The organism is Corynebacterium sp. Marseille-Q4381, assembly GCF_036881695.1.
Taxonomy (GTDB): domain Bacteria; phylum Actinomycetota; class Actinomycetes; order Mycobacteriales; family Mycobacteriaceae; genus Corynebacterium.
Genome location: NZ_JBAJNR010000008.1, coordinates 26,838 through 41,827, shown reverse-complemented (window position 1 = coordinate 41,827; position 14,990 = coordinate 26,838). Strand labels below are relative to the sequence as shown.

The following is a 14,990-nucleotide window of genomic DNA, read 5'->3' as shown; positions in this document are numbered from 1 at the left end:
CACCTCGTTTACACCCTAGGAGCAGCACATATGTCTTTTATCGGCACCGCCAAAGAGTTCTTCGGATTCGGCCCGTTCGACGATGCTGAAGACGCCTACTACGACGATCCCCAGTACCGCGAGCCGCGCGAGACCCGCGAGGTTGCCGCTCCGCAGCGAGCCGAGCGCCTTGAGCGTCCGGAACGCGTTGAGCGCCGCGAGCCGATCTCGCGGGCGTTCACCCCGGAGATCGTGACCACAGCGCCGCGCTCCTACAACGACGCGAAGGAGATTGGCGAGCCGTTCCGCGACGGCGACGCGGTCGTGATGGACTTAAGCGACCTCGAGGCCGCCGACGCGAAGCGCGTCGTCGACTTCGCTGCCGGGCTGTGCTTCGCGCTGCGGGGCAGCATGCTGAACCTGACCCGCGGCACCGGCAGCCGCCGCCGCGTCTTCGCCATCGTGCCAGAGAACGCGCGCATCACCACCGACGAGCTCAAGCGCGCCGCTCGCATCTAAGTGCTTTCGGCAGCTGCCTGGTCGCCGGTGTGCTGCGGCGAGATGGGTAGGGTGTGACCCGTGGCTTATTTCGGAGCGATTCTTTACGCCCTTGTCGGGCTGTACATGCTCGTGGTGATCATCCGCATCATCATCGAAATGGTGCAGTCTTTTTCCAAGCGGTTCGACCCGCCGTCGTGGTTCTCGGTGGTGGCTGAGCCGCTGTTCGTGGTGACGGACCCGCCGGTCAAAGCGCTGCGCCGGATGATTCCGCCGCTACGCCTGGGCGGGGGAGTGGGCCTCGACATGAGCGTTATTGTGCTGTTCATCGCGCTTGTGATCGTCCAGAGCCTCATTCAAGTGTTGCTGATCGCCCCGGGTTTGCGCGGATAGCGTTTGGCCTAAAAGGTCAACCTGTAGTGCAAACTGAGGGTATAACGATTACAGTATCTTCTATTCCTGACCTTATTCGACATCGAAGGGAACGTTCATGCCGCTGACTCCAGCAGACGTGCACAATGTGGCTTTTAGCAAGCCGCCGATTGGAAAGCGTGGTTACAACGAGGACGAGGTTGATCAGTTCCTGGATCTCGTCGAGGATACCCTCGCCCAGCTGCAGGACGAGAACGACGAGCTGCGCGCCCGCGTAGAGGAGCTTGGCGAGGGCAAGGGCCAGTCTGCCCCGGCTGCCGCTGCGCCGGCTGCGGCCGCCAACAACAATGTCGATGAGGCAGCGGTGCGCCGCCGCGTCGAGGAGGAGCTGCGCCGCGAGTACGAGGAGCGCCTCCGCAACGCGAAGCAGGCTCAGGAGCAGGCGCAGGCTGAAGCTGCCGCCGCTCGCGAGGACGCCAAGCGCGCTAAGGAGCAAGCCGCAAACGCGGAGAAGGCCGCCAAGGCTTCGCAGAACGCGCCGAAGGCGGACGCGAACCAGTCTCGCCTGGTGGAGCAGAAGCCGGCCGCAGCCCCCGCCGGTGTCGCCACCCCGGACACCCACGTGCAGGCAGCCAAGGTCCTCGGCTTGGCTCAGGAGATGGCAGAGCGCCTCACCTCCGACGCGCAGAACGAGGCGCAGACCATGCTGCAGGAGGCCAAGGCCGCTGCAGAGCGCCAGCTCACCGAGGCGGACACCAAGTCCAAGAAGCAGCTCGAGGACGCGCAGCAGCGCGCGACCCGCTTGGTCTCCGAAGCTGAGAAGAACGCCGAGCAGACCACCAACGAGGCCAACACCCGCGCCACTGAGCAGGTGCGCAAGGCTGAGGAGCAGGCCAAGCAGCTGCAGGCGGAAGCTGAGCGCAAGCACACCGAGATCATGAACACGGTGAAGCAGCAGCAGACCGCTCTCGAATCCCGCATCGCCGAGCTGCGCACCTTCGAGCGCGAGTACCGCACCCGCCTGAAGACGATGCTGACCTCCCAGCTGGAGGAGTTGGAGTCCCGCGACTCCTTCGCGCCGAACGCTGAGAAGTAGGCTTTCGAAGGTCCTACTGCGAACTCCACCTGCCGGATGAAATCTGGCCGGTGGAGTTTTCGCGTGTTCAATGCGCTATAGTTAGCGCTTACACGCGTTGATCCGGCCATCACCGGGGAGTGTTCCGGAAGAACGGTTCCGCGCACGCGGGCTCATTAGAACCGGACGTTCATGGAAGACGTCACTTCCTCCACAATGAAGCGGGGTTCCTCTACGGGGCTCAAGCAGGGTGGTACCGCGGGGCTGAAAGCCGCGTCCCTGCACTGGATATGTGGAGGAGATTTCATGGTAGGCGGCGTGTACCCCAAGGTCGACATGACCGGCGGCAGCAGCAAGTTCCCGGATATGGAACAACACGTGCTGGCGTATTGGAACGAAGACGAAACGTTCAAGGCATCGCTTCAGAACCGGCAGGGTGCCCAAGAGTACGTGTTCAACGACGGCCCGCCGTTCGCCAACGGCTTGCCACACTACGGTCACCTTCTCACCGGCTACGTCAAGGATATCGTCCCGCGCTACCGCACACAGGCCGGCTACCACGTGCCGCGTGTGTTCGGCTGGGACTGCCACGGCTTGCCGGCAGAGCTGGAGGCGGAGAAGCAGCTCGGCATCACCGACAAGGCCCAGATCGAGGACATGGGCCTGGAGAAGTTCAACGAGTACTGCGCAAGCTCGGTCATGCACTACGCGGACGAGTGGGAGGACTACGTCACCCGCCAGGCCCGCTGGGTGGATTTTGAAAACGGCTACAAGACGATGGACCCGGAGTACATGGAGTCCGTTATGTGGGCGTTCAAGACCCTCTACGACAAGGGCCTGATCTACCAGGGCTTCCGCGTTTTGCCGTACTCGTGGGCGGAGCACACCCCGCTGTCGAACCAGGAGACCCGCCTGGACGATTCCTACCGCGAGCGCCAAGACCCGACGGTGACGGTGACAATGCCGTTGACCGGTGCGCGCGCCGGCTTCGCCGCGGAAGCAGCGTGGGCCGAGCACCCGGAGCTGCACGACGCTGCCGCTATCGCCTGGACCACCACACCGTGGACCCTGCCGTCGAACTTGGCGCTGGCCGTTCACCCAGAGATGGAGTACGCGCTGGTGAAGGTGGGCGAGGATGGGGTTGAGGGCCTCGTCGGCAAGCAACTGCTCCTTGCATCGCAGCTGATCGGCGCGTACGCGAAGGAGCTGGGCGAATCGCCGGAGGTTGTGGCGACGTTTACCGGCGCGCAGCTGGAAGGCTTGGAGTACGAGCCGGTCTTCGACTATTTCCGCGACACCGAGAACGCGTTCATGATCCTGAACGCGGACTATGTCACCGCCGAAGACGGTACCGGCGTGGTGCACCAGGCCCCTGCCTTCGGTGAGGACGATATGTTCACCTGCGAGAAGTACGGTATCGGCCTGGTCATCCCGGTCGACGCGGACGGCAAGTTCACCGCGCAAGTGCCGGACTACCAGGGCAAGCTGGTCTTCGACGCCAACCGCGACATCATCCGCGACCTGAAGGCGCGCGGGCGCGTGGTGCAGGACAAGGTCATCGTCCACTCCTACCCGCACTCGTGGCGCTCCGGCGAGCCGCTGATCTACATGGCGCTGCCGGCGTGGTTTGTGAAGGTCACCGACATCCGCGACCGCATGGTCGAGCTGAACCAGGAGATCGACTGGATCCCGTCCCACATGCGCGACGGCCAGTTTGGCAAGTGGCTCGAGGGTGCGCGCGACTGGAACATCTCGCGCACCCGCTACTGGGGTTCGCCGGTGCCGGCGTGGGTCTCCGACAACCCGGAGTACCCGCGCGTGGACGTCTACGGCTCCCTCGACGAGCTGGAGCGCGACTTCGGCGTGCGCCCGGTGTCGCTACACCGCCCGCACATCGACGAACTGACGCGCCCCAACCCGGACGACCCGACGGGCAAGTCGACCATGCGACGCGTGCCGGACGTGCTGGACTGCTGGTTCGAGTCCGGCTCAATGCCGTTCGCGCAGTACCACTACCCGTTTGAAAACGTTGAGGAACACGACGCCCGCCAGCCGGCGGACTTCATCGTGGAGTACTCGGGCCAGTCGCGCGGCTGGTTCTACGTGCAGCACGTGCTCTCCACCGCGTTGTTCGACCGCGTCGCCTTCAAGAAGGTCGTCGCGCACGGCATTGTCCTCGGCAGCGACGGGCTGAAGATGTCGAAGTCGAAGGGTAACTACCCGAACGTGAACGAGGTCTTCGACCGCGACGGCTCCGACGCGATGCGCTGGTTCCTGATGTCCTCGCCGATCCTGCGCGGCGGCAACCTGATCGTGACCGAGCAGGGCATCCGAGAGGGCGTGCGCCAGGCGATCCTGCCGATCTGGAACGCGTACACGTTCCTGCAGCTCTACTCGTCTGAAGATGCGGTGTGGTCGGTGGATTCCACCGACGTGCTCGACCGCTACATCCTGGCCAAGACGCACGACATGGTCGCCGAGGTCGGTGCCGCGCTTGACGACACCCGCATCGCTGACGCCTGCGATGAGCTGCGCCGCTTCGCCGACACGTTGACGAACTGGTACGTGCGCCGCTCCCGCGACCGTTTCTGGGAGGGCCAGGAGGCGCACCCGGAGGCGTTCAACACCCTGTACACGGTTCTGGAGATCACCTGCCGCGCGGCGGCGCCGCTTCTGCCGTACATCACCGAGGTGATCTGGCGAGGGCTCACCGGTGAGCGCTCCGTGCACCTGACGGACTTCCCGCGCGCGGACGAACTGCCGTCGGATGATTCGCTGGTGGCGACGATGGACGCTACCCGCGGGGTGTGCTCCGCGGCGTCGTCAATCCGCAAGGCGCGCAAGCTGCGCAACCGCCTGCCGCTGCCGTCTTTGACCGTTGCGATGCCGAACGCTGAGGCGCTCGAGGAGTTCGCTCCGGTCATCCGCGATGAGGTCAACGTCAAGGACCTCGTGCTGACCAGCGACGTGGACTCCGCGGGCAGCTTCGAGGTCGTGGTGAACGCGAAGGTTGCGGGCCCGACACTGGGCAAGGACGTGCAGCGCGCGATCAAGAACGTTAAGGCCGGCAACTACGTCCACGACGGTGACAACGTGGTCGTCGACGGCGACATCGTGCTCACGCCGGATCTCTACACCGAGCGCCTGGTGGCCGAGAACCCGGATTCCACCGCCCGCGTAGAGGCAGACGGCGTGGTCGGTCTCGTGGTGCTGGACACCAACGTCACCGAGGAGCTGGAGGCCGAGGGCTGGGCCGCGGACGTCATCCGCGGCCTGCAGGACGCCCGCAAGCAGGCGGGCTTCGAGGTCTCCGACCGCATCGCGGTGCGCCTCGTGGTGCCGGCGGAGCGAGTTGAGTGGGCCGAGCGCCACGCCGGTCACATCGCCGGCGAGGTGCTGGCGACCGACTTCGCCGTGGTGCCCGCAGGTGAGGCGGGTGCTGTAGACGGCGCTGTCGACGTGGTGGAGGGCGTGCGCGCCACGGTGGCGAAGAACGCGTAAGCGGGGTTTAGGGGGGCGTCGTCAAGCCAGCTCCAGCTCTGCCACCTGCACCGACGCACCGGTGCTGGTGGCGATGAGCGCCCGGCCCATGCCTACCCAGCCGATGTGGGGCGAGTGGCGCAGCGTGACCGGCTGGTGGACGTGGCCGAGCAGCCACGCGCCGTAGCCTCGGGCATCCAGCTCGTTCACGGTGCACGGCAGGCAGGGGTTGTTGGACCACTCGCCGGTGACGGAGGTGTGGAGCACGCCCAGGTTGGGGCGGCTGTCCACCGCGGCGGGGAACGCAGGCACGAGCTTCCGGGGGTCCTTGTCCACCTCGACGGCCGCGGTGTGCACCGCCCAGTGGCCGAGGTTGTAGGTGGCCGGGGTGGTGCTCGCGTGAGTGACACCCGCCGGTAGATCCAGCGTGTGGTGGGTGTCGTGGTTGCCGGCGGTGAACAGGACCGTGTCGAACAGCTCGAGCCCGCGGGTGAAGAAGCGGTCCACCTCGTCGTAGGTGGCGTCGGTGAAGCGTTTGCGGTCGATGATGTCGCCGAGCATGATCATGTGCCCCGCGCCGGCGTCCGCGCCGCGCTCGAGCGCTGCGAGGGCCCAGTCGATGCCGGGCCCGACTTTCTTGTCGCCGTGCTGTTTGCGTCCAAGGTGAATGTCTGCCAGCGCGAGAATGGGATCCATGGGGCCCAAGGTAGCGTATGGGGCATGCCTCGCTGGGTGCTGCACATTGACATGGATGCGTTCTACGCCTCCTGTGAGCAGCTCACCCGGCCCACGCTGAAGGGCCGCCCGGTCCTGGTGGCGGGGGTATCCGGCCGCGGGGTGGTGGCCGGCGCGAGCTACGAGGCGCGGAAGTACGGCGCGCGTTCCGCAATGCCGACGCACAGGGCGGCGCGCTTGGTTGGCCCGCAGGCGGTGCTGGTCGCTCCAAGGCGCCCGGTGTATTCGGCGGCGTCGCGCCGGGTGTTCGAGATCATCGCCCGCCACGCCGACGTGGTGGAGCAGCTGTCGATCGACGAGGCGTTTTTGGAGCATGCTTCGCTTGCCGACGCCACCGTAAACACCATCACCGCCTTCGCCAACGAACTGCGCGCCGAGATCAAAAAGGAGACTGGGCTGCCGAGCTCGATCGGGGCAGGCAGCGGCAAGCAGTACGCCAAGATCGGCTCCGGCCTCGCGAAACCGGACGGCGTGTTCGTCATCCCGCACGACGAGCAGCTGGAGATCTTGCACCCGCTGCCGGTCAGCGAGCTCTGGGGTGTTGGCCCCGTGACCGGCGCAAAGTTGTCGGCGGCGGGAATTGCGACCATTGGCGATCTCGCGGCGCTGAGCGAGAAGGAGGTCGAGATCGCCCTCGGCGGGGTGGTGGGCAAGCAGTTGTGGCAGCTCGCCCGCGGCATCGACGACCGGCCGGTGGCGCCGCGCGCCGAGTCGAAACAGGTCTCCTCCGAGCACACCTACCCGACGGACCTGATCACGCCCGAGGAGGTCGACGCGGCGCTGCGCCGGGCGGCAGGGGATTCGCATCGCAGGCTGCTTGCCGACGGCCGCGGCGCCCGCACCGTAACCGTCAAGTTAAAGATGGCCGACTTCCACATCGAGTCGCGCTCAGCAACGCTGCCCTACGCCACCGACGACCTGGACACGCTGGTGGCCACCGCCTTCAAGCTGGTTCGCTACCCGGAGGAGGTGGGCCCGATCCGGCTGGTGGGTGTGAGTTATTCCGGTTTGGAGGAGTCGCTGCAGGACGTGCTGTTTCCGGAGCTGGACCAGGCGATTGTAAAGCCGCCGCGGATCAGTTCCGAGTACGAATCGGGGGTGAGCGACCACGCGGGTGGCCCGCCGGTCGAGGTGGTGGCGGAGGCCGCCCCGCAGGCGGGGCAGTGGCAGGCGACCCAGGACGTGTTTCACCCCGACTATGGCCACGGCTGGGTGCAGGGCGCGGGCAAGGGCTGGGTCACCGTGCGTTTTGAGACGCGCGCGACAGGGCCGGGGCGCATCAAGAGCTTGCGTAGCGACGACCCGTTGCTCACCCCCGCCGACCCCCTGGATTCCCTCGCGTGGGACGACTGGTTAGGGTGTTAAGATCGTACCTTAAGTGTGATTTGCGCCACTTTTTGTGAGGCGTTGACCTGGGGTTTTGTTCTTAGTGGGGTGCTTTCGGGCCTGGCCGGTCTGGTTTTGGCCTTGTTTTGGTCCGGGCGTGTTGGGTGCGGTTTCTATAGTTTGGCTCAAACGTTCGATGGGGATCGAAAAGGAGGGATCATGACCGCGGAACTGGCCAAGCTTGTCGACACGATCGGCCACGCCATGCTGCAAATCCGCGACATGTTCACCACCCCTGAGAACGTGGCGTTTATGGACGTGCACGAGTCGATGGAAAAGCTCGAAGGTTTCATCGAAGCCAAAGCGCTGATCGACGCCTCGTTCGCCCACATCTGCGACCGCGACGACGCCGGCCGCCTCGCCGGCTCCCCGCACGCCAGCACCTACTTGAAGCAGCACCTGGGCTGCACCCCGCGCGAGGCTTTCGACCGCCTCGCGCGCGGACGCGACCTGTTCGGCGAGCCGCCCGTGGATAACCCCGCTCCGGGCCCGGATTCCGGTTCTGACGGCGCCGGTGGTGAGGAGGGACTGTTTGATACTGGCGCTGATGCTGCCGCTGCTGCCGATGCTGCTGCCGCGCGGGAGCAGGCACGTAGGGATCAGGAAGCCGCCCGCAAACATGCCGCCGCCGTCAATACTGCAAAGCAGGAAGCCATCCGACAGGAGCTGGACAGGCTTGTCGACGCCGCCGCTTCCCAGCGCCCCCGCCTCCTCGCAGCAGCCATGAAGGAAGCACCGGACCGCGACGTCAAGGATTTGCGACGCCTCGTGCGCAAATGGGTCGACATCGAAAACAGGAAGGTGCGCCGTAAGAACCCCAATGCGGGCATGGAGCACCGCGCCGTGCACGAAGGCAAGCGCCGCTCTGACGGTAACTACGACTTCCATGCAGTGCTCACGCCCGACGGGATGGCGCTTGTAAAGGCGCTTTTGGATAAGGGCATGGCGCCGAACATGAACCTGCCGGAAGGCGTGGAGGAATACCGCACCCCTGCCCAGCGCCGGTACGACCAGCTGATGCGCCTTCTGAAGCACGTCGAGCACTGCGAGAAGCACCCGAGCGACGACGGCTGCGCATCCGTGGTCGTGACCGTTACCGTGGACGACCTAGCCGACGCGGACGCCGACAGCCTCTTCCAGACCAACACCGGGGTCGAGCTCGGCCCGATCGACTTGGTGCGCCTGGGTCTTGGCGGCACGCCGGACTACATCCTCACCGTCGATGAGATGTGTACCCGCCCGCTGCACTTGGGTCGCGGGGCACGTATCGCGTCGATTGACCAGCGCATCACCCTGCTCGCGCTGCAGGGGGTGTGCGCGTGGGCCGGCTGCAACGCGCCGCTGACCGAGTGCGAGGCCCACCACGTGGTGAGCTGGCTCCGCGGCGGCAACACCGACATCGGCAACCTGGCCGGGTTGTGCAGGCACCACCACCGGCACAACAACGACTTCTGGGACCACAAACACAACACATCACACATAGAACCCGACCCCGAAACCGGGCGGATGGGTTTAAGACGAAGCCCCGGCGCCGCGCTAGAGTTCAATACCTCCACCGGTGCCACGGAATCTGCTGCCAACCGGCTCAAGCAACGGCGCGCGACCAACACCGACCCACCACCAGGACAAGATCCATGCCCACCCTTCTGATAGGGCGAGGCGGCTGTAGGGGCGCGCTTAAAAGAAGTGGGACGGGTCCGTTCCCGTCGCGATGGCGGTGGCGAGCGCGATGCGCGCCTGCCCCGGAGACAGTGCCCCTGACGCGATAGCGCCAGCGGCACCGAGGGTGGCACCGCCGCCCGCGCCGCCGTACGCGAACTCGACGCCTCCGTCCGGGACAGAAGTGGCTACCACGACCGGGATCCCAGCGTCGACCGCGCGCCGCAAAGCCCCACCCATCCGATCCGAGACGTTGCCCGAGCCGAGCGCCTCCACCACAATGCCGTCGGGCCCCGTTGACGCCACGTAATCCACCAAAGCGCCGTCCGCGCCGGGCCACGCGCGGAGGATGGGGACGTTGACACCGGCCAGGGGCGCGCGGGGCACGGGCGCGGGGCGCGGCGAGGGCTCACCGGTGGTGAGGCCGAAGGGAGTCAAGGAGGTTGTGGAAGACTTGTACAACCCGCGGGCGGGCAATGTTTTCCCGCCGAAGTGGACTAAGACTCCCTGGGAGGAGTTGGCTGGGTCGGCAGCTGCCTCGATTGCACCGCGGAGGTTGCCGGGGCCGTCGGCGCGGTCGTGGTCGGCAGGCAGCTGGGCTCCGGTCAGCACGACGGGTTTCGCTGACGCGTGCATAAGGTCGAGGGCGAGGGCGGTTTCGGCCAGGGAGTCGGTGCCGTGGGTGATGGTGATGGCGGGGGCGCAATCAAGCAGCTGCTCCACGAGCGAAGCGAGTGCGTCGATGTCGGCGAGCGTCATCGAGGAGGAGTCGAGGCTGGCCGCGTCCACCGCTCGCACGCCGACGCCGGTGCCGCAGCGGGCGACAAGCTCGGCGGTGGTGAGTGTTGGCACCCGCGCGCCCTGGGAATTCGTGGTTGAGGCGATCGTGCCGCCGGTGCCTACGACGATGACTTCGTTGCGCATGTGATTAGAGTGCCAGATGGTTCATGGGTACGCTGACATGTATGAACGCATCCAAGATTGTCGCCGCCTCCGTCTCGCTCGGCCTCGCCCTCGGCCTTGCGGGATGCGGAAACGAAGACGCTGCGGTGGAGGAGACCACCGCCGCTACCTCCGCAGCCCCCGTCGAGACGCAGGCCGCTCCCGCCGCGCAGCTGCCCACCGCCGAGGAACTCAACGAGGTGCTGCAGCGCGCCGCGGACCCGAACCTGCCGATCGAGGAGCGCATGCACACCGTCCAGGGCGGCGAAACGGTGCCGGAGCTGTTCGACGTCATGTCGCAGTCCCAGGCCGAGTCCGGCGCGAACTTCCAGGTGGTCAAGCCGGTGCTGCCGGACTTCGAGCCGAACCAGGTGCTCGCGTCCGTGAACCTCACCGCGCCGGACACCGAGCCGACGCTGATTAACGACGTCACCTTTGTCTTTGAGGACGGCCAGTGGAAGCTGTCCCAGCAGTGGGCCTGCAACCTGGTCTCGTCCACGCTGCCGCCGGAGCAGGTACCGCAGATGTGCACGGCGAACGCGCCGGTCGCCCCGGCCCCGGTCGACCCGGCGCAGCCGCCGGCGGACGCGCCAGTTGAGGCCCCGGCCGAGAACTACCAGCCGGCACCGGGCCTGTAACGAGGCGAAAGCCCTAGATCTCGCCCTCGCGCCACACCTCGTTCGTCCACAAGGTGGCGAGGGTCACCACGCGAGCGCGGGTGTCGCCCTGCTGGATGCGGCGGCGCCACTGGCGCCTGATCCAACGGTCGTGGCTGGTGATGATCACCGTGCCGGCGAAATCGGTCAGTGCTTGCTCGAGCTCCTCGGCGAGGGCGAGCGAGAGGTGGTTTGTGGGCTCGTCGAGCAGCAGCAGGTCCGGGGGAGCGGCGAGGATGATGCCGAGGGAGACGCGCCGGCGCTGCCCCAGCGAGAGGTCGCTGAGCGGCTTCGCTACCTGCTCTTTTGAAAGCAGTCCCATCTCAGAGAGCGTGGGCGCGCCAGCGGGAGTCCGCTCCGCAAAGACCTCCTCCGCAGTGCGAGCCAGATCGCGCCAATCGTCGTCTTGGGCGAGGCGGGCAACGCTGAGCTCCTCCGGGATGATGAGCTCGCCCTCGTATCCGGTCAGCTCCCCGTCGATGATTTTCAGAAGCGTTGATTTCCCGGAGCCGTTCGGCCCCTCCACCAACAGCTGCTGACCAGGCTGCACCTTGATCGAGAGCGGCTGCAGCCTGTCAGTAACGCGCAAGTTGCGCGCCGTGACCGCGGGCACACCGATTGAGGTGGTGACGTGCGGCGGCAGCCCGCTGAACCGCAAGCGCTCTGGCGGGGCTGGGATGGCGGCGCGCTCGAGGGCATCCAGGCGCTGCTCCGCCCCGCGGCGCCTAGCACCGACGGTCTTGGCGGCGCGGTCGGCGTAGAACTTCGCCGCTGCTCGAGTCTCAGTCTTGTTCTCGTGGGAGTGGAAGACGTCCGCCTCGCCCACCGCCGCGGCCTTCTCCAACCGAGCCCGCTCGTGCTCTTGGGCGGCGAAGTCGGTTTCCCAGCGTCGCCGGCGCGCCTCGCGGGCGGCGAGGTAGTCGGAGAAGGCGCCGCTGAACCGCGACCCTTGCCGGGTCTCCTCCCCGTAGCCGCCCTCGGGGCCGAGGCCCGGGTCGAGGTCAACGATGCTGTCGCAGGCGGTGTCGAGGAAGTAACGGTCGTGGGAGGCGGCCAGCACCGGGCCTTTGAACGACTCCACCTCGCTGATGAGGAAGTCGACGGCTTCGTCGTCGAGGTGGTTGGTCGGCTCATCCAGCACCATCGCGTCCACGGGGCGCAAAAACAGCGTGGCGAGCGCAAAGCGGCGGCGTTGGCCGCCCGACATGTCGCCGAGGCGGGTGGTAAGCGGCACGTTGGCTAGACCAAGGCCCGCGAGCACGGTGCTGATGCGGGCGTCGAGCTCCCACACCCCGGAATTCTCTGCGCGGGCGAGCGCGCGGTCGAAGGTATTCGCGAGCGCCACGTTGTCGGGTTCTTCCGCCATGCGTTCGGAGACGGTGGCGATGGTCTCTTCGATGGCGCGGAGTTCGGAAACGGCTGCGTCGACAAGCACCTGCGCCGGCTCGCTAAACGGCAGTGAGGTTTCCTGCGCGATGAAGCCGGTGACCTCCGGGGTGATCAGCCGCCCGGCGTCGGGGGTGAGCTCGCCCGAGATGACGCCCAACAGCGTGGATTTGCCGGCGCCGTTTTCGCCGATCAAGCCTGTGACCGAGCCCGACGGCACCGCAAATGAGATGTCGGTGAGCACCCGGTTGCCGCCGGGGTAGGAAAACGAGATGCCGTCGAGCCCGATGTGCAGCGGTGCGACCACGGGGCTACTCCTTTCCGAACGTGACGGCGGAGGTCACGTCCTGCACCACGCTGAACTTCGCCGCATCGCCTTCGTAGACGAGGCGGGTCGTGGCCGCTACACGCCCTGCGGTGGGCAGCGGCTTCGTCAAATCCACGGTGAGGCGGCCGTCCGAAGTGGTGGAGGTGGACGCAACGTTCAGGCTCTGGCCGTCGAGCTCGCCCGCGGCCGAGTTGTCGATGCGCAGCGACGCCTGCGTGGGCCGTTCCTCAACATCCACGTCGAGCTCCACCACATCGCCGTCCATCGAAGCAACCGTGTAGGTGGTTGTGCGCAGCATGGTGGCGTCGCCGGTCACGCGCGACTCCACGGTCCAAGATCCGCCGACGCCGACCGGCTCGGACGGGAAGACCACCACGGTCGACATCAGCTGCAGCAGGGAGCGCTCGACCACCTCGCGGCCGGCCTCCGGAGAGTCCACCGGCGGCAACATCTTGACCGTCTGCACCTGGCCCGAATCCGCCGCCCGCCAGCGCATGATGAAGCCTTCGTTGTCCGCGACCTCGAGCCCCAGCTGTAGCTCGGAGTGCTCGCCGCCGCGGGTAGTCAGCGAGACTGCGCGGGCCGCCACCCCTTCACCTTCGCCCGGTTCGCCGGCGGCGTCAACAACCACAGTTAGAGGCAGGGTGGTGGTCATAACGTCGCCGCCAGCCGGGGCAATAGGGTCGACATCCTCGGCCCCGTCGGCCACCGACTGGGCAATGCCCCCGGCGACCTCGACGCCGGTCTCCCAGGCCTCACCACCGGAACCCGAGCCCGAACCAGAACCCTCATCGCGGTAGGCGAGCACCTGCGGATCCTCGCCCGCCTCAACCACCCGCACGCGCGCGGCATCCACCGGGAATGAGGGGATGCCCTCCAGCGGGTCTGGCTCACCCGCGCAGGCGCTTAAGCCGAGCGCCAGCGCCGCCGCCGCGACCGCAGCAAACGAACGGCCCGCGCGCCGGGAGGGGAAAGAACGATAACCAGCAGACGTTTCGTGCACTCCTCGAACCTACCCCACGCCTCACACACCCCCAGACCACAGCGACTAGCATGTTGCGGTGATGAAGGAGATGGACGGGCGCGGTTACCTGAAAGCGGTTGCCGCGATCATGGTGTTGGTGGCGGCGGTTGACCAGGGTGTGAAGCAGCTCATGCTGTCGTGGCTCGAGCCGGGCCAGCCGCAGCCGGTGATCGGGGACTGGTTCCGCTTCTACCTCCTGTTCAACCCGGGCGCGGCGTTTTCCATGGGCCAGAACATGACTTGGTTGTTCACCGCGTTCCAACTCGCGTTCGTGGTTGGCGCACTGATCTACGCGCCACGGATCGCTAACCGGTGGGAACTTGTAGGCATTGCGCTCATCGCGGGCGGTGCGCTGGGTAACCTGTGCGACCGGCTGTTCCGCGATCCCGGCTTTTGGTTCGGCCACGTGGTGGACTACATCTCCGTGGGCAACTTCGCCGTGTTCAACATCGCCGACGCCTGCATCACCGTGGGCGTTGTGGTCTTCATCGCGTCCATGCTCCTCCACCCGGACCACGAAACCCCCGCGGAGGCGAAGCAATGAGCGGCAAGTTCCGCTCGCTGCCGGTACCCGAGGGGCTTGCAGGCATGCGCGTCGACGCCGCGCTGGCCAAGCTCTTCGGCGTCTCCCGAGCCACGGCCGCAGAGATGGTGGAATCGGGCGATGTGCTTATCGACGCCACCCCAGTCCCCAAATCCCACCGCGTCACCGCCGGCGCGATGCTCGAGGCGACCCTGCCCGAGCCGAAGAAGGCGCCGGAGCCGGTCGCCGAAATCGTCGACGGGTTGACCATCCTCTACCAAGATGACGACGTCATCGCCGTGGACAAGCCGGTCGGCGTGGCTGCACACCCCACCCTGGGTTGGGACGGTCCGACGGTGGTCGGGGGTCTAAAGGCGATGGGCTTCACGCTTCCCGACGCCGGCCCGCCCGAACGCAAAGGCATCGTTCAGCGTTTGGATGTCGGCACCTCCGGCGTGATGGTCGTCGCCGCGAGCATCCCCGGGTACTCGGTGCTCAAACGCGCGTTCAAGGAGCGCACCGTGGACAAGACCTACCACGCGCTGGTGCAGGGGCTGCCGGATCCCATCGTGGGCACCATCGACGCGCCGATTGGGCGCCACCCGTCGTCGGGGTGGAAGTTCGCGGTGACTGAGGACGGACGCGCCAGCGTCACCCACTACGAGGTGATGGAAGCCTTCCGCCACGCGAGCCTGCTGGACGTCCACCTAGAAACCGGCCGCACCCACCAGATCCGCGTGCACATGTCGGCGCTCGGTCACCCGTGCGTGGGCGACCCAATGTACGGCTGCGACCCAAACCTGGCCAAGGCTCTCAAGCTCAACCGCCAGTGGCTGCACGCCACCTCGCTGGGATTCACGCACCCGCGCACCGGCGACTACATGGAGGTGCATTCCCCGTACCCGGCGGATCTGGAGCACGCGCTCGACACGATTCGGCAGATGTGA

At 66.6% G+C, this 14,990-nt stretch carries 13 protein-coding genes; 9 read left to right on the top strand and 4 right to left on the bottom strand.

Annotated features, from left to right (window positions below):
- Positions 1–30: 30 nt before the first annotated feature.
- From V6D40_RS08025 to ileS, 4 genes are all read left to right on the top strand, one after another.
- Positions 31–498: a cell division protein SepF gene (locus V6D40_RS08025; RefSeq protein ID WP_334289838.1), complete on the top strand. Its 468-nt coding sequence runs from the start codon at positions 31–33 to the stop codon at positions 496–498.
- 60 nt (positions 499–558) lie between these two features.
- Entirely contained in the window at positions 559–870 is a 312-nt protein-coding gene (locus V6D40_RS08020; RefSeq protein ID WP_334289837.1) for a YggT family protein, read from the top strand.
- 97 nt (positions 871–967) lie between these two features.
- Positions 968–1,945 carry a DivIVA domain-containing protein gene (locus tag V6D40_RS08015; protein WP_334289836.1) on the top strand — a complete coding sequence of 326 codons (978 nt, stop codon included), beginning with the start codon at positions 968–970 and terminating at the stop codon, positions 1,943–1,945.
- Between the two features lie 285 nt (positions 1,946–2,230).
- A complete protein-coding gene (gene ileS, locus V6D40_RS08010) occupies positions 2,231–5,425 on the top strand; it encodes an isoleucine--tRNA ligase (RefSeq protein WP_334289835.1) in 3,195 nt (1,064 codons plus the stop codon).
- A 21-nt stretch (positions 5,426–5,446) separates the two neighbouring features.
- On the opposite strand, the gene V6D40_RS08005 is transcribed toward ileS, so the two are convergent.
- Positions 5,447–6,100 carry a metallophosphoesterase family protein gene (locus V6D40_RS08005; RefSeq protein WP_334289834.1) on the bottom strand — a complete coding sequence of 218 codons (654 nt, stop codon included), beginning with the start codon at positions 6,098–6,100 and terminating at the stop codon, positions 5,447–5,449.
- A gap of 24 nt (positions 6,101–6,124) precedes the next feature.
- Between V6D40_RS08005 and V6D40_RS08000 the strand changes: the two genes are divergently transcribed.
- Positions 6,125–7,504 carry a DNA polymerase IV gene (locus V6D40_RS08000; RefSeq protein WP_334289833.1) on the top strand — a complete coding sequence of 460 codons (1,380 nt, stop codon included), beginning with the start codon at positions 6,125–6,127 and terminating at the stop codon, positions 7,502–7,504.
- 180 nt (positions 7,505–7,684) lie between these two features.
- Entirely contained in the window at positions 7,685–9,175 is a 1,491-nt protein-coding gene (locus V6D40_RS07995; RefSeq protein WP_334289832.1) for an HNH endonuclease signature motif containing protein, read from the top strand.
- A gap of 27 nt (positions 9,176–9,202) precedes the next feature.
- Here V6D40_RS07995 and V6D40_RS07990 read toward each other — a convergent pair whose 3' ends face one another.
- Complete coding sequence (locus V6D40_RS07990) at positions 9,203–10,108, bottom strand: asparaginase (protein WP_334289831.1); 906 nt, start codon at positions 10,106–10,108, stop codon at positions 9,203–9,205.
- Positions 10,109–10,149: 41 nt separating this feature from the next.
- On the opposite strand from V6D40_RS07990, the gene V6D40_RS07985 reads away from it, so the two are divergent.
- The gene (locus V6D40_RS07985) at positions 10,150–10,764 is read left to right on the top strand and encodes a hypothetical protein (RefSeq protein ID WP_334289830.1); all 615 of its coding nucleotides are present in this window, start codon (positions 10,150–10,152) and stop codon (positions 10,762–10,764) included.
- Between the two features lie 13 nt (positions 10,765–10,777).
- On the opposite strand, the gene V6D40_RS07980 is transcribed toward V6D40_RS07985, so the two are convergent.
- Positions 10,778–12,475, bottom strand: a complete 1,698-nt coding sequence (locus V6D40_RS07980; protein ID WP_334289829.1) for an ABC-F family ATP-binding cassette domain-containing protein — start codon at positions 12,473–12,475, stop codon at positions 10,778–10,780.
- A gap of 4 nt (positions 12,476–12,479) precedes the next feature.
- Positions 12,480–13,499 carry a DUF6263 family protein gene (locus V6D40_RS07975; RefSeq protein ID WP_334289828.1) on the bottom strand — a complete coding sequence of 340 codons (1,020 nt, stop codon included), beginning with the start codon at positions 13,497–13,499 and terminating at the stop codon, positions 12,480–12,482.
- A gap of 61 nt (positions 13,500–13,560) precedes the next feature.
- Between V6D40_RS07975 and lspA the strand changes: the two genes are divergently transcribed.
- Positions 13,561–14,064 carry a signal peptidase II gene (lspA, locus tag V6D40_RS07970; protein WP_334289933.1) on the top strand — a complete coding sequence of 168 codons (504 nt, stop codon included), beginning with the start codon at positions 13,561–13,563 and terminating at the stop codon, positions 14,062–14,064.
- Positions 14,061–14,990, top strand: coding sequence for an RluA family pseudouridine synthase (locus V6D40_RS07965; protein WP_334289827.1), 930 nt, complete (start codon positions 14,061–14,063; stop codon positions 14,988–14,990). Before lspA ends, V6D40_RS07965 begins: the two co-directional genes overlap by 4 nt.

Bases quoted from the DNA above. Each gene is read 5' to 3' on its own strand.
- V6D40_RS07995 (WP_334289832.1), top strand. From the start codon at position 7,685: ATGACCGCGGAACTGGCCAAGCTTGTCGACACGATCGGCCACGCCATG.
- lspA (WP_334289933.1), top strand. From the start codon at position 13,561: ATGAAGGAGATGGACGGGCGCGGTTACCTGAAAGCGGTTGCCGCGATC.
- V6D40_RS08005 (WP_334289834.1), bottom strand. From the start codon at position 6,100: ATGGATCCCATTCTCGCGCTGGCAGACATTCACCTTGGACGCAAACAG.
- V6D40_RS07985 (WP_334289830.1), top strand. From the start codon at position 10,150: ATGAACGCATCCAAGATTGTCGCCGCCTCCGTCTCGCTCGGCCTCGCC.
- V6D40_RS08025 (WP_334289838.1), top strand. From the start codon at position 31: ATGTCTTTTATCGGCACCGCCAAAGAGTTCTTCGGATTCGGCCCGTTC.
- V6D40_RS07965 (WP_334289827.1), top strand. From the start codon at position 14,061: ATGAGCGGCAAGTTCCGCTCGCTGCCGGTACCCGAGGGGCTTGCAGGC.
- ileS (WP_334289835.1), top strand. From the start codon at position 2,231: ATGGTAGGCGGCGTGTACCCCAAGGTCGACATGACCGGCGGCAGCAGC.
- V6D40_RS07990 (WP_334289831.1), bottom strand. From the start codon at position 10,108: ATGCGCAACGAAGTCATCGTCGTAGGCACCGGCGGCACGATCGCCTCA.
- V6D40_RS08015 (WP_334289836.1), top strand. From the start codon at position 968: ATGCCGCTGACTCCAGCAGACGTGCACAATGTGGCTTTTAGCAAGCCG.
- V6D40_RS08000 (WP_334289833.1), top strand. From the start codon at position 6,125: ATGCCTCGCTGGGTGCTGCACATTGACATGGATGCGTTCTACGCCTCC.